This window comes from Variovorax boronicumulans NBRC 103145, assembly GCF_001591345.1.
Taxonomy (GTDB): Bacteria; Pseudomonadota; Gammaproteobacteria; order Burkholderiales; family Burkholderiaceae_C; genus Variovorax; species Variovorax boronicumulans.
The window spans coordinates 53,508-68,192 of record NZ_BCUS01000022.1 but is presented as its reverse complement, the minus strand read 5'-3'; the positions used below and the strand labels follow the sequence as shown (position 1 = coordinate 68,192).

Sequence of the window (14,685 nt, the reverse complement as noted above, 5' to 3'; positions counted from 1 at the left end):
CGCCCGGCGGTTCGCGACGGCGCGCGCAGCTGCAGCTACGGCGAACTCGATGCGCTGTCCAACCGCCTGGCGCGTGCGCTGCGCGCGCGCGGCGTGGGCCGCGGCCAGCGCGTGGGGCTGTGCCTGGAACGCAGCCTGGAGATGGTCGTCGCGATGCTGGGCATCCTCAAGGCGGGGGCGTCCTACGTGCCGATGGACACCTCATTTCCGCAGGCGCGGCTGGACCACTACGCCAGCGACGCCACCCTCAGCCTGATGCTGACCTCGTCCGACATCGCGGTGGCGCCGCGCGACTGGCGCGCCGACGCCGACCAGCGCGTCTTCGAGATCGATCGCGACACCGCCTGGCGCCAGCTCTCGGGCGAAGCGCTGCCGCCGAGCAGCGACGACCCGGGCTCCGAAGACGCGGCCTACGTGATCTACACCTCCGGCTCGACCGGCCTGCCCAAGGGCGTCATTGCGCACCACCGGGGCGTGGCGCACCTGCTGCAGTGGATGCAGCGCGAATCGGGCATCGGCCCGTCCGACCGCATCGCCGCCGTCACCACGCTGTCGTTCGACATGGCCGTGCCCGACCTGCTGCTGCCGCTGGCGGCGGGCGCCGAACTGGTGATGGTGCAGCGCGAGGTCGCGATGGACGGCAACCGCCTGTCGCGGGCGCTCGACGACGAACAGATCACGCTGCTGCAGGCCACGCCCGGCATGTGGCAGCTGCTGCTCGATGCCCAGTGGGCCGGCGGCACGCCCGGTTTCCGCGGCTGGACCGGCGGCGAGGCGCTGCGCCCGAGCATGGCGCTGGCGCTGTGCGAGCGCATGGAAGGCCTGTGGAACGGCTACGGCCCGACCGAGACGACGGTGTACTCCACCGCCTGGCATGTGCGTCCCGAAGAGATCGCCTCGCGCGGCATCTCGATCGGCAGGCCCGTCGACAACACCGAGATCTGGATCCTCGACGCCGACCTGCAGCCCTGCCCGATCGGCGTGCCCGGCGAAATCTGCATCGCGGGCGAAGGCGTCTCGCTGGGCTACCTCGACCGCCCCGCACTGACCGCCGAGCGCTTTGTCACGGTGCGCATCTTCGGTGCCACGAAGAAGGTCTACCGCTCCGGCGACCGCGGCCGCTGGCGCAACGACGGGCTGCTCGACCACCTCGGCCGGCTCGACTTCCAGGTCAAGGTGCGCGGCTACCGCATCGAGCCCGGCGAGATCGAGGTGCGCTGCTGCGAAGTGGCCGGCGTCTCGCGCAGCGTGGTCGTGGCCCGCGAGGACAACCCCGGCGACGTGCGCCTGGTGGCCTACCTGGCGCTGCTGCCCGGCGGCGGCTTCGACCTCGATGCACTGATGGTGCACCTGCGCAAGCACCTGCCGGCCTTCATGCTGCCGCAGCACGTGGTGACGCTCGACGCCCTGCCCACGCTGGCCAACGGCAAGGTCGACCGCGTCTCGCTGCCGCCGCCGCAGGCGGTGGCGCGCGACGAGGTGCGGCGCGGCGCCGGCCCGCGCAATGCGCACGAGCGCAAGGTGCTCGCGATCATGGAGAAGGTGCTGAGCCTGCCGGGCCTGGACATGCACGACAACTTCTTCACCATGGGCGGCCACTCGCTGCTGGCCGCGCGGCTCACCACGCTGCTGAGCCGCGAGTTCCAGGTCACGCTGCCGCTGCGCGCGCTGTTCGAGGCGCCCACGGCCGAGAAGCTGACCGCGGTCATCGAGGCGCTGCAGGGCGCGGGCGTCGGCCTGCAGGCGCCCATTGCCTGCCACCCGGATCGCCGCAGCGCGCCGCTCACGCCCTCGCAGGAACGCATCCGCTTCATGGAGCAGCTGTACACGGGCCGATCGGTCTACAACGCACCCTCGGCCCAGCGGCTCACCGGCAAGCTCGACGCGGCGCGCTTCGAAGGCGCGCTGCGCGAGATGATCCGCCGCCAGCCGTCGCTGCGCACGCGCATCGGCTTCGACGAGGACACCGGGCGGCCCATTCAATCGATCGCAGAGTCGGTGGAGTTCGCCTTGCCGCTGGTCGACCTGCGCGGCCTGCCCGCTGACCAGCGCGAGGCCGAGCTGGTCGAGCAGATGCAGGAGCTGGCCGACCGGCCGCTCGACATCCACAGCGCACCGATGATGCGCGCGACCCTGTTCCAGCTCGACGACAACGAGCACGTCTTCCTGTTCGTGCCGCATCACCTGATCTGGGACGGCTGGTCCTTCGACCTGATGCAGCGCGAGCTGGGTGCGTTCTACGACGCCGCCGAACGCGGCCGGCCCCACAACCTGCCCGCGCTCGCCACCACCCACGGCGACTACGCAGAGTGGCTGGAGACCTGGCTCACCGAGCCCGCCTGCGAGGAGCAGCTCGCGTTCTGGCGCGGCCGGCTCGCAAGCGCCAGGGCCGTGCGGCCGCCAAAGACCGACATGCCGCGCCGCGCGGGCAAGAGCGGCCAGGGCGGCGCGCACTGGATCCACGTCGACCTGCAGAGCACGCAGCGGCTGCGCGAGGTGGCGCGCGACATGGACGTGACGCTCAGCATGCTGACCTTCGGCATCTACGCGCTGACCATGGCCCAGGCGACCGGCAACGACGCCATCGTCATCGCGAACCCGGTGCGCGGGCGCCAGCAGGCCGAGACGGAAGACGTCATGGGCTTCTTCAACAACGTGCTGCCGGTCTCGCTCGCGGTCGACATGGCGCTGCCGCTGCCCGACTTCATGCGCTACGTGAAGCAGGAGCTGCTGTCGATGATGAACCACCAGCAGGTGCCCTTCGAGCGCCTGATGGCCGAGCCCGGCTATGCGGGGCAGATCAAGGCCTCGGGGCCCTACCAGGCGATGTTCTCGTTCCAGGACGCCCGCGAGCGCGCGCGCACCGTCGGCAGCCTGCAGACCCGCCAGGTGCACGTGATGCAGCACGGCGCCACCGACGACGTCGGCGTGTGGCTGATGGACAAGCCGCACGGCCTGGAAGGCGCGCTGCTCTACAACGCCGACGTGTACCTGCGCGAGACCGGTGCCCAGCTGCGCGAGCGTTATCTCGAGGTGCTGGGCCGCGTCGCCGACCACCCGAACGCCACGCTCGCGGAGATCGCCAGCACCGAAGGCTCGGCCAGCGCGCGCTATCTACGCAAGCTGGCGGCCGGCGAGGCGGACAAGAGTGCGCCGGCCGAGCCCCTCAACGGCGACGCGCGCGAGGCGAACCGCGGACTGCTCAGCCCCGAGCACGCCCAGCTGGCCCAGATCTGGGCCGACGTGATCGGCATCGACGTCGACGAGATCCGCGCCAGCGACAACTTCTTCGACCTCGGCGGCGACTCGCTGCTGGTGCTGCGCGCCGTGCAGCAGGCGGCGCAGACGCTGGGGCACCGCGTGGAGCCACGCCGCTACCTGTTCGAGAACCTCGGGCAGATCGCGTCCTCGGCGCATGGCGCACCGCACGGCGTGCCCTCGGACCTCGCCGACCTGGCCGCCGGCACGGCCGCGCATGCACAGCGCGGCGGGCTGCTCGGCGCACTCGGCAGCTGGCTGCGCAAGGGGTGATCATGACCGGCGCCGCCAACGCACTGTCCATCGACGCACCGGTCTGCCGGTACGTCGAGCTGGACAGCTTCACCGACACCCTGCCCGCCCAGGTCCTGTCGGAGGAAGAGCGCGCGCGTGCCGAGAATCTGCGCTTTCCCGTCGACCGACAGCGCTTCGTGGCGGCCCATGTCGCGCTGCGCCAGGCGCTGTGCGCGTACACGGGCCTGGCCCCCGACGCACTGACGCTGGCCATCGGCGCCTTCGGCAAGCCGTCGCTGGCGGGGCATCCGCGCACCCAGTTCTCGCTGAGCCACAGCCAGGGCCTGGCGCTGATCGCCATCGGCGGGCGCGGCCCGCTGGGCGCCGACGTCGAGCTGCTGCGCCCGATGCCGGACGCGGCCGACCTGGCGGCGGCGCATTTCACGCGGCGCGAACAGGAGGCGCTGGCCGCCTTGCCCGCCGACGAACGCGACCGCGCCTTCCTGACCTGCTGGACCCGCAAGGAAGCCTGCCTGAAGGCCATCGGCGTGGGCCTGCTGGTGTCGCCGCAGAGTTTCGACGTGGGCCTGGCACCGGACAGCCGCAGCGTCGAGCTGCCGGTGGCCGGCCGCATCCTGGTGCTGGCGCTGGGACCGGCGCCCGCGCGGGCGGACAGCGTGGGCTCGCTGGCCGAATGGCGCCATACCGAAGCCCGCGCCCGGCCCTCGCAGGCCGACCCCGAAGGCCGCCGCATGCGCCCCCTGAATCCGCGCAAGGGGATGAGCGAGGCGCGATGCGCAGGGGGTGTCGCATGACCCTCTTCACGCCGCTCATGTTCGGGCCGGCCTCGCGCCAGGTCTTCGGCGCGTTCCACGCCGCCGACGACCACCGGGGCGAGCCCACCGCGGTGCTGCTGTGCCCGCCTTTCGGGCAGGAGGGCCTGCGCACCCACCGCTTCTTCAAGGTGCTGGCCGAACGCCTCGCGCGCGCCGGCATCGCCACGCTGCGCTTCGACTTCTACGGCTCCGGCGACTCGCCGGGCGACGAGAGCGAAGGCGAGCTCGACGGCTGGCGCCGCGACCTGTGCGCGGCGCACGAGGAGCTGCGGCGGCACGCACCCCATGCCGCCATCGTGTGGATCGGCGCGCGGCTGGGTGCCACCCTGGCCGTGCTGGCCGCGCGCAACGGGCGCTGCGACCCGGCGCGGCTGGTGCTCTGGGAGCCGGTGATCGACGGGCCGGGCTACGCGCGCCTGCTGCGCGAGCGGCACGTCGAGGCGATCGACACGACCTTCTGCATTCCCGACCTGTCCTGGCGCCGCAACCTCGCGCGGGAACCGGATGCGCTGCCCGAGGAGGCGCTGGGCGTGCGTCTCTCGCCGGCGCTGCAGGCGCAGCTGCGCGCCCTCACGCCGCAGTCGCTGCCACTCACGGCCCTGCACGACACCCTGGTGCTGGCCCCGCCCGACGACACGTCCACCGCGCAATGGGCGGCCGAGCAGCAGTCGCGCCACATGCCGGTGCGCCTGGCCTACCTGAGCCACCCGCTGGACTGGACGTCCGATCCCTTTCCCCACAGCGCGATGGTGCCGGCCGATGCGCTCAACCGCCTGCAGGGAGCCATCCATGAATGACATGACGCAGACCCCGGTGTGCTTCGGCCCCGGCAACGCACTGATGGGCATGCTCACCCTCCCCGCGCAGCGCGTGCCGGCCCCCGTCGCCTGCCTGATGTTCAACATGGGCGCGAACCACCGCGTCGGGCCGCGCCGCATCAACGTGAAGCTGGCGCACCTGCTGGCCGCGCGCGGCGTGGGCAGCCTGCGCTTCGACCTGGGCGGCATCGGCGACAGCGAGGCGCTGGACACCGGGCCCGACCTGCAGACGCGCGCGGTACACAGCCTGCAGGCCGCCATGGACCTCGTGCAACGCATGCAGGGCATCGGCCAGTTCGCGACCGTGGCCATGTGCTCGGGCGTGGAGCACGCCATGTCGGCCGCCGCGGTGGACGCGCGCATGGTGGCGCTCTCGCTGTTCGACGGCTTTGCCTTCCCCCAGCGGCGCACGCGCTGGGAGCTCACGGTGCGCCGCGCGCTCGCGGCGCCGCTGCACCCGTCGTTCCCCGGCAAGGCGCGGCGCTGGGTGCTGCGCCATCTGCCGGGCAGCACGGTGGGCAAGCCGCTGCCGGGCTACTTCGTGGACCGGCGGCCGCCCAACGTCAACGCGATCTGGTTCGAAGCCACGATGAAGCGGCTGGTCGAACGCGAGGTGGCGGTGCAGCTGCTGTATTCGGGATCGCTGCATGTCTGCGACCGCGACCGCGACCAGCTCGGCGCCCTGCGCCGCGAACCGTTCATGCAGGGCCTGCAGTACGAGTTCATGCGGGACGTGGACCACACCGTCTGCACGGTGAAGGGCCAGCAGCTCTTCCTGCAGTCCGTCGGCGACTGGGTCGTCGAGCACTGTCTGGCCACCGGCAGCCCGCAGCGGCAGGACCGTCCGGCGACAGGCACCCCGCGCGCGATCCCGGCCACGCTCGCCGCGCCCTGAAACAACAACCGAAGCCAAGGAGATTGCCATGACATCCGCAACCCCAGCGAACCCGCGCGGCGAGCGCCTCCTCGCCACCGAGGGCGCCCGCGCCCTTCCCGGTGGCCGCTTCCGGTCGCGCGCCATGGCGCTGCTGCTGTCGCTCGGCTTGTGCGGCTGCGCACCCGGCTTCGGCACGCCGGGCCCGCTGCAATCGGCCGACGGCACGGCCGGCGGCAGGATCGCGGCCATCACGCCGGAGCTGGTCCGCGCGCAACTCGCCGGGAACACGGGCATCCCGCCCGACGTGAAGGCGCTGTTCGGCCGGCCCGCGCCCTACACCATCGGGCCGGGGGACGTGGTGGGCATCACCGTCTACAACAACCCCGAGCTGCAGCCCAACCTGGGCGCGGTGATCGCGCAGCAGAGCGACCCGACCGGCGTCACCGTGGCGCCGGGCTTCATCGTCGATGCCGCGGGCGAGATCAGCTTTCCCTACATCGGCCGCACCCGGCTGCAGGGCCTGACGGAAAGCGGTGCGTCCGAGCTGATCGCCAAGCGCATCGGCAGCATCATCAAGGCACCGCTGGTGAGCGTGCGCATCCAGTCGTTCCGCAGTCAGCGCGCCTATGTCGAGGGCGAGGTCCGCACGCCGGGGCTGCAGATCTTCACGGACATCCCGATGACGCTGTCCGAGGCGCTCAACCGCGCGGGCAGCATCACCGCCGGGGGCGACCGTTCGCATGTGACGCTCACGCGCGGCGACCGCACGGTGGTCATCGACCTGATGCAGCTCAAGCGCTTCGGCGCCGACGCCAACAACATCCCGCTGCGCAACGGCGACATCGTGTACGTCGGCAGCCGGGACGACAGCCGCATCTACGTGATGGGCGAGATCCTGCGGCCCTCGGCACTGCTGATGCGCAACGGCCGCATGAGCCTGAACGAGGCCCTCGGCGATGCGGGCGGGCCCGACCTGCTCACGGCCGACCCCGGGCAGATCTACGTGATCCGCAACTCGCCGCAGACGCCCGACACGCCGCAGATCTTCAGCCTGAACGCGAAGAACCCGGCCGCGCTCGCACTGGCCGACCGCTTCGAGCTGCGGCCGCGCGACGTGGTCTACGTCGACCGCGTGCCGCTGGTCTCGTGGAACCGGGTCGCCAACCTGATCCTTCCCGCCGCCCAGGTGATCAACCTCGCGCGCGACACCGCCCGCAGCAGGTAGGCCGCGCAGCCCCGGCCCGAACACGACAAAGAAGGTGAAGCCCATGAATGCGCGTTGGTACCCCCCGCTTCCCGCACCGTACAGCCCGGAACCCGAGCGCCCGCACTCGCGGTTCAAGGAATACGTCGACCTGATGCTGGACAACCGATGGCTGATCGCCTCGGTCACCGCCGCGGTGTTGGTGCTGGGCGCGGGCTACGCGCTCTTCGGGCCGCGCGTGTACGAAGCGAACGTGCTGATCCAGCTCGAGGATGCCGAACGCTCGCCCGGCGGCGCGGGCGATGCCGCGGTCAACGGCGTGGGCGTGAAGACGCCGACCTCGGGCGAGGCCGAGATCCTGAAGTCGCGCATGGTGCTCGGCCAGGCGATCGAGAACACCAAGCTGTTCATCAAGGCACGGCCGCACTACATCCCGGTCGTGGGCGCCTTCATCGCACGGCATTCGAAGACGCTGTCCAGGCCGGGCTTCCTCGGCATGCGCGGCTACGTGTCGGGCACCGAGCGGATCGCGGTCGCGCAGATGGACGTGCCGCCGGCCCTCGAGGGCAAGAAGTTCCTGCTGACCGCCGGCAAGGACGGCGCCTACACGCTGACGCACCCCGACCTCGCCACCCCGCTGCACGGCCGGGTCGGCGAGCCGCAGGACAGCTCGGTGCCGGGCGGCACGGTCCATCTGCTCGTGGCCTCGATCGACGCCCGGCCCGGCGGCGCCTTCGAGCTGACGCGGCATTCCACGCAGCTCACCATGCTCGAGCTGCAGCGCGAGCTGCGCGTGATCGAGAAAGGCAAGCAGTCCAGCGTGATCGACGTGAGCTGGCAGACCGACGATCGCGAGCACCTGGCGAACCTGCTCAACGAAGTGGCGCGCCTGTACATGCGCCAGAACATCGACCAGAAGACCGCGCAGGCCGAGCGCACGCTGAACTTCCTGGGCACCGAGCTGCCCAAGTTCAAGCAGCAGCTGGAACAGTCGGAAGAGGCCTACAACCAGTACCGCAACCAGAACGGAACCATCAGCCTGGACGACGAGGCGCGCAACGCGCTGTCGCAGAACGTCGACCTGCAGGCCAAGCTGCTCGACGCGCGCCAGAAGCGCCTGGACCTGGCGAGCCGCTTCACCAGCCAGCACCCGATGCTGATCACGCTCGACGCGCAGATCGCCTCGTTGCGCAAGGAGCTGGGCGGCGTGGACAACCGCATCCGCCGCATGCCGATGCTGCAGCAGAACTCGCTGCGCATGCAGCGCGACATCAAGGTCAACACCGAGCTCTATTCGTCGCTCCTGAACAGCTCGCTGCAGATGCGCCTGGCCCGCGAAGGCCGCATCGGCAACGTGCGCGTGCTCGACCAGGCACTGTCGCCCGAGAAGCCGGTGCGGCCCAAGGCGGTGATCGTGATGGCGCTGGCGCTGGTCGTGGGGCTGTTCCTGGGCGCGGTCACGTCGGTGCTTCGCAAGGTGCTCAAGAACACGGTCGCCACCCCCGACGAGATCGAGATGCGCACCGGCCTGAACGTCTACAGCACGATCGCACTCAGCACGCGGCAGGGCACGCTCGACCGCGCCATCCGCCAGGGCAAGCCCGGCGTGAAGCTGCTGGCGGCCTCGCACCCGGACGACCCGGCGCTCGAAGGCGTGCGCAGGCTGCGCACCGCGCTGGGCTTCCTGATGGCGGGCGCGCAGAACAACCGCATCCTGCTGACCAGCGCCACGCCGGGCGCGGGCAAGACCTTCCTGTCGGCGAACTTCTCGGCCGTGCTGGCGGCCTCCGGCAGGCGCGTGCTGCTGATCGACGCCGACATGCGCCGCGGCAAGCTGGCGAGCCAGTTCGGGCTCAAGGCGACCACCGGCCTGTCGGAGCTGATCGCCGGCACCGCCACGCTCGCGCAGGCGGTGCATGCGCAGGTGCTGCCGCACCTGGACGTGATCACCACCGGCAAGCTGCCGCTCGATCCGGCCACGATGATGGGTTCCACTGCGTTCACGCGGTTGCTGGAGACCCTCTCGGCGCTGTACGACGCGGTGGTCATCGATGCCCCGCCGATCCTGCTGGCGACCGAGACCGTGGCGATGTCACCGGACGTGGGCACCCTGATGCTCGTGGCCCGCGCCGGCGACAGCGAGCTGGGCGACCTGGTGGAGAGTGCGAAGCGGCTGGCGCACGTGGGCGCGGCGTTCCACGGCGTGGTGCTCAACGCGCAGGACGCGCGGCAACGCCACAACGCCTACGGCTACGACTACGGGCCCTACGGCCTGCCGCCGAACATCTATCCGCCCGCGCTGGGGCACACCCCCCGCGCCGAACCGGAGCGCGCGACATCATGAGCACGCACCTTTCACGCACGCCGCACCGCAGCGCCGCACGCCCCGTGCCGGTGGGCGGCTCGCGGCTCCTGCAGGCCGCCAAGCGCACCATGGACATCCTCCTGGCGGGCGCCTTCTTCCTGTTCCTGGGCTGGGCCTACGCGCTGATCGCCCTCGGCGTGCTGCTGACCTCGGGCGGCCCGGCCATCTACGTGCAGCCGCGCTACGGCAGGGACGGCCGGATCTTCCGCTTCTACAAGTTCCGCACCATGGCGCCCGACGCCGATGCCCTGCTGGCCCGGCACCTGCGCGAGAACGACGCGGCGCGGCGCGAATGGGAGAAGTTCCAGAAGCTCGAGCACGACCCGCGGATCACCCGCTTCGGCGCCTTCCTGCGCCGCTACAGCATCGACGAGTTTCCGCAGTTCTGGAACGTGCTCAAGGGCGACATGAGCATGGTCGGCCCGCGCCCCTGCATGTTTGCGCAGAAGGAGCTGTACGGCCCGTACTGGGCGTACTACTGCGCCGTGCGCCCGGGCATCACGGGCCTGTGGCAGATCAGCGGACGCAACGAGGTGAGCTACCGCCGCCGCGCGGCCATGGACGCCGAGTACGTCGCCACGCTCTCGCTGCTGCGCGACGTCGTGATCCTGCTGAAGACCTTCCGCGTCGTGCTCGGGGCGCGCGGTTCGCGCTGAGACCCGCAGTCCCCTCTTCCTTCACTGAAAGAACGCCATGCGAATCTATGTTGCAGGTCATCGCGGAATGGTCGGCCAGACGCTCACGAGGCGCCTGGGCGAACTCGGCCACGAGGTCGTGACGCGCAGCCACGCCGAGCTCGACCTGCTCGACCAGGCGGCGGTCGCGCGCTTCTTCGCGACCGAGCGCGTCGACCAGGTCTACGTGGCGGCGGCCAAGGTCGGCGGCATCCACGCCAACATGACCTACCCCGCGCAGTTCATCTACGAGAACCTGCTGATCGCGGCCAACCTCACGCACCAGGCCTTTCTCGCCGGCGTCAAGCGGCTGCTGTTCCTCGGCTCGAGTTGCATCTATCCGCGGCTGGCCGAACAGCCGATCCGCGAAGAGGCCCTGCTCACCGGCAAGCTCGAGCCCACCAACGAGCCCTACGCGATCGCCAAGATCGCGGGCATCAAGCTGTGCGAGAGCTACAACCGGCAGTACGGCGCCACGCACGGCGTCGACTTCCGCAGCGTGATGCCGAGCAACCTCTATGGCCCCGGCGACAACTACCACCTGGAGAACAGCCACGTGGTGCCGGCGCTGATCCAGCGCTTTCACCTGGCCAAGATCAGCCGCACGCCGAGCGTGCTGATCTGGGGCAGCGGCCGGGCGCGGCGCGAGTTCCTGTACGTGGACGACATGGTCGAAGGCTGCCTGGACGTGATGAACCTGTCGCGCGCCGCCTACGACCAGCACACCGATCCGATGCGCGGCCACATCAACCTCGGCACGGGCGAGGACGTCTCGATCGCCGAACTGGTGGAGCACATCCGCGAGGTGGTGGGCTACGAGGGCAGCATCCACTACGACCTGGCCCAGCCCGACGGCGCACCGCGAAAGCTGCTGGACGTGTCGCGCGCGGCCAGCTTCGGGTGGCACGCCACGGTGCCGCTGGCCGAAGGGCTGCGCCGCACCTATGCGGACTACCAGACGGCGCGCCGGACCGCCGCCGAGGCCGAGCACGCCTGAAGCAGAAACGGACCTCGCCATGAGAACCCTCGTCTTCTGGTCCGGCATCGTCTGCGCCGCGCTGTGCGGGCTGATCGATCCTGTCTGGGGTTACGGGGTGGTGTTCGTGCTGACGGTGGTGCAGCTGTCGATGCTGGGCACCGCCAGCGACAGCGTGTTCCTGCTGATCCACTACACGGCGGTTCTCATCTACTTCTCGCTGGCGCCGGCGATGCAGATCGCGACCGACACCGACTTCTGGGAGGTGGGCATCGTCGGGCAGGCCGCGCACACGCAGGGGCTGATGCTCGTGCTGCTGTACATGGCCGGCGTGGAAGCCGCACGGCTGGGCCTGCCCGAGCCGCCCGCCGCGCCCCGGCCGGCGCAGCGCGCGCTCGGCGCTGGCGTCGCCCACCCCTTCCTGCTGCTGGCCTGCCTGGAGGTGGCGTTCGCCATGCTCTTCCTGCGCCCCGACATGAACTTCACGGCGCGCGGCGTGATTTCCGAAGAGGAGGCCGCGCCGGTCCAGTACATCGTCTATTCCACGCTGCCCAAACTCATGGTGCTGCTGTGCTGCGTGGCGCTCGCGATCCACGCCACGCGCCAGCGCACGCTGTGGGCCTGGTGCGTCGCGGGCCTCTCATTCGCGCTGGCCGCCATCGCCGCGAACCCGGTCAACACGGCACGCCAGGTCATCCTGATCGGGCTGCTGCCGCTGCTCATCCATGCGCTGGGACGTCGCCACCGGTGGACGCTCGCCGCCGTGATCTTCGGCGCCATCGCGGGCCTGGGGCCGGTGCTGAACCTGATCTCGCGCGACGCCATGTGGGGCGCGGAGCTGGCGTCGTACCCCTTCAGCCAGGACTTCGACGCGATGTTCGTCGTCGCGGGCATCCTGGAGCGCGCGCCCTCGCCCGATCTGGGCTACGGGCGCTACCTGCTCTCGGCCTTCTCCTTCATCCTGCCGCGCGAACTGAAGATGTTCCCGGGCTACGACCCACTCGGCTGGCCAGCCGTGCTGGGCAACTTCTCGCAGAGCAACCTGTCGCTGCCGCCCTTCACCACCGCCTACTTCGACTTCGGTCTGGCGGGCCCGGCCCTGCTGGGCTTCGCGGTCTCGGCGCTCTTTCGCCTCGTCGACAAGGCCATCGACCCGCAACGCACGCTGACGGCCGGCTACCTGTGCGCGCTGGTGCTGCTGGCGGCCTACGTGCCGTTCCTGCGCGGGCCGATCCTGGGCTGGGGACCGTTCGCCGTCTCGGGGCTGGTCGCGGCCGTCGTCGCCGGCAGCCTCGCGGCGTGGTTCCGCAGGCCGGCCCCCCGCCCGGCGCGCGCCAGCCTGCCGACCGCATGAGAACGCAAGCACCCGGGAGCGACCATGGCCACCTACCTCTTCTACGACACGATCCGGCTCAACGCGTCGGCGGGCGGGGTGCTGAACGTGTCCGAGGTGCTGCTCGAGAGCATGCGCGACGCGCCGGGCCACGAGGTGCAGCCGATCAGCGAGCGCCATCCGCACCTGTACGCGGCCGCGCGGCGGCTGAAGATCAGCCGCTTCATCCTCGACACGCTGCTCTACAACGTCCACCTGATGCGCGGGTGGCTGCGCGGGGAGCGCGTGTACTCGCTGTTCCCGAACTACTTCCTGCCGTTCTCGCTGCTGGCGCCCTTCAGCCGCCATCGGGATTCGATCGTGGTGGTGCACGACGTGCAGTACAAGTCGTACCCGCAGTACTTCAGCGCGCGCAAGCGCCTCTGGCTCGACTGGAACCTGCACCGCGTCGCACGCAGCGCCGCCGACGTGGTCTTCATCAGCCGCAGCAGCCAGGAAGATTTCGAGCGGCACTTCAGGCGCTGCGAGCACCCGGCGGTGATCTTCAATCCCGTGGATGCGGGTGCCGTCGCCGCTAGCGCCGACAGCACGGCAGCGCCTGACGGGCGCTACCTGATCGCGGCCTACCACTACTACCCGCACAAGAACTTCGAAGGCATCCTGAAGCTCTTCGTGCGCATGAAGCGCCAGGGCCTGGTCGACTACCTCGACATCACCGGCAACGGCGCCAAGGAGGTCGAACGCATGATCTCGGCCATGGCGCCCGCGTTCCGCGGCTGCGTGCGGCACCGGGGGCTGGTGTCGCGGGACGAGCTCCTGCGGCTGTACCGGGGCGCGACGGCCTTCATCTCGCTGTCCACCTTCGAGGGCTTCAACCTGTCGGCCGCCGAGGCGGCCACGCTGGGCGTGCCGCTGCTGCTCTCGGACCTTCCGGTGCACCGCGAGCTCTTCGCGGGCTACGCGTTCTTCATCAGCAACGAATTCGTCGGCCTCGGCAACATCGAGCGCTACCTGGCCGCGCACCAGCGCACGCGCCCCGCGTGGTCGCTCTCACGGGCCTGCACGCCGGGCGCGGTGGCGGCGAGTTACCTCAGGCTGAAGCGCGGTGACGCGTCGCTGGCGAGGGCCACGCCATGACGAACCGCGCACGCTCCCTGCTTCGCGCGCTCGCGGTGCTGGCGCTCGGGCTGGCCGGGTGGGCGCGGCCCGCCGCCGCCGCACTGCCGGAAACGCAGAGCGTCCCGGGCTTCGGCGTGATGGTGCATTACCTGCCCGACAAGCAGTCCATCGCCGGCATCGGTCGCTTCGACGTCGACGCCTTCGCCGCCTCGCTCGCGGAGATGCGCGCCAGCCATCTCATCCTCACGCTCGGGCAGAACAACGGCCAGTTCATCGCGCCGAACGCCGCCCTCGAAGCGCTGTGCCCGCGCAGCGCCGCGCACCGTTCGCCGCGCGACCTGCCGATGGAGATCGGCCGCGCGCTGCGCCGCCACGGCATCGCGCTGATCCTCTACCTGCCCTTCCGCGCGCCGCAAGGGGATGCCTACCTGATGGAGTGCCTGGGCGATGTCTCCGAACAGCAGCCACCGCCGACGCGCTTCATCGCCGCCTGGTCGGCGGTGATCGACAGCTGGTCGCAGCACTACGGCGCAGTCGCCACGGGCTGGTGGTTCGATGGCGTCTACAACACGACGGGCATGACGACGCGCGACTGGGATCGGTTCTGCGCGGCCGCGCGCAACGGCGCACCCACCCGGTGGCTGGCCTTCAATGCCGGCGAGGGGGCGGCGCGCTTCAGCCTCAAGAGCGCGCCGTGCCAGAACCTCATGGCGGGCGAGTACCTGCAGCCCGCCGCACGCCTGGCCTCACCGCCCTCCGAACTCCGGCTGCATGTGCTGACGCCGCTGGGCGCCTCCTGGGCCCAACCGAGTGCGCCGCGCTTCTCTGCGACGCAGCTGCGCAGCTGGATCGGCGACGCGAACGCGCGGGGCGGAATGCTCACGCTCGACATGCCGCTGGGCGCCGACTTCCACTTTCTTCCCGCCCACGTCGCGCTGGTACGCAGCGCCACCGCGCCGCGGCCCTGACCCGTACCAACCCGCTTGCCCGA

General features: G+C 70.8%; 11 protein-coding genes. All 11 read left to right on the top strand.

Going from position 1 to position 14,685, the window contains the following annotated elements; translation table 11 throughout:
• On the top strand, nt 1–3,531 hold a 3,531-nt coding region (locus VBO01S_RS09255), incomplete at its 5' end, for a non-ribosomal peptide synthetase (protein ID WP_062473267.1).
• A 2-nt stretch (nt 3,532–3,533) separates the two neighbouring features.
• Nucleotides 3,534–4,307 carry a 4'-phosphopantetheinyl transferase family protein gene (locus VBO01S_RS09250; protein WP_062473277.1) on the top strand — a complete coding sequence of 258 codons (774 nt, stop codon included), beginning with the start codon at nt 3,534–3,536 and terminating at the stop codon, nt 4,305–4,307.
• The gene (locus VBO01S_RS09245; RefSeq protein WP_062473265.1) at nt 4,304–5,125 is read left to right on the top strand and encodes a serine aminopeptidase domain-containing protein; all 822 of its coding nucleotides are present in this window, start codon (nt 4,304–4,306) and stop codon (nt 5,123–5,125) included. The genes VBO01S_RS09250 and VBO01S_RS09245 overlap by 4 nt, the downstream gene beginning before the upstream one ends.
• Complete coding sequence (locus tag VBO01S_RS09240; RefSeq protein WP_062473263.1) at nt 5,118–6,041, top strand: alpha/beta hydrolase family protein; 924 nt, start codon at nt 5,118–5,120, stop codon at nt 6,039–6,041. Before VBO01S_RS09245 ends, VBO01S_RS09240 begins: the two co-directional genes overlap by 8 nt.
• Nucleotides 6,042–6,069: 28 nt before the next feature.
• A complete protein-coding gene (locus tag VBO01S_RS09235; RefSeq protein ID WP_062473261.1) occupies nt 6,070–7,248 on the top strand; it encodes a polysaccharide biosynthesis/export family protein in 1,179 nt (392 codons plus the stop codon).
• Nucleotides 7,249–7,291: 43 nt separating this feature from the next.
• The gene (locus VBO01S_RS09230; protein ID WP_062473259.1) at nt 7,292–9,571 is read left to right on the top strand and encodes a polysaccharide biosynthesis tyrosine autokinase; all 2,280 of its coding nucleotides are present in this window, start codon (nt 7,292–7,294) and stop codon (nt 9,569–9,571) included.
• On the top strand, nt 9,568–10,248 hold the full coding sequence (locus VBO01S_RS09225) for a sugar transferase (RefSeq protein WP_062473256.1): 681 nt from the start codon (nt 9,568–9,570) through the stop codon (nt 10,246–10,248). The genes VBO01S_RS09230 and VBO01S_RS09225 overlap by 4 nt, the downstream gene beginning before the upstream one ends.
• 37 nt (nt 10,249–10,285) lie before the next feature.
• Nucleotides 10,286–11,263 carry a GDP-L-fucose synthase family protein gene (locus tag VBO01S_RS09220; protein ID WP_062473254.1) on the top strand — a complete coding sequence of 326 codons (978 nt, stop codon included), beginning with the start codon at nt 10,286–10,288 and terminating at the stop codon, nt 11,261–11,263.
• Nucleotides 11,264–11,282: 19 nt separating this feature from the next.
• Nucleotides 11,283–12,596, top strand: a complete 1,314-nt coding sequence (locus VBO01S_RS09215) for a hypothetical protein (RefSeq protein ID WP_062473253.1) — start codon at nt 11,283–11,285, stop codon at nt 12,594–12,596.
• Between the two features lie 24 nt (nt 12,597–12,620).
• Entirely contained in the window at nt 12,621–13,712 is a 1,092-nt protein-coding gene (locus VBO01S_RS09210) for a glycosyltransferase (protein WP_062473251.1), read from the top strand.
• Nucleotides 13,709–14,662, top strand: a complete 954-nt coding sequence (locus tag VBO01S_RS09205) for a hypothetical protein (RefSeq protein WP_062473249.1) — start codon at nt 13,709–13,711, stop codon at nt 14,660–14,662. Before VBO01S_RS09210 ends, VBO01S_RS09205 begins: the two co-directional genes overlap by 4 nt.
• Nucleotides 14,663–14,685: the final 23 nt, after the last annotated feature.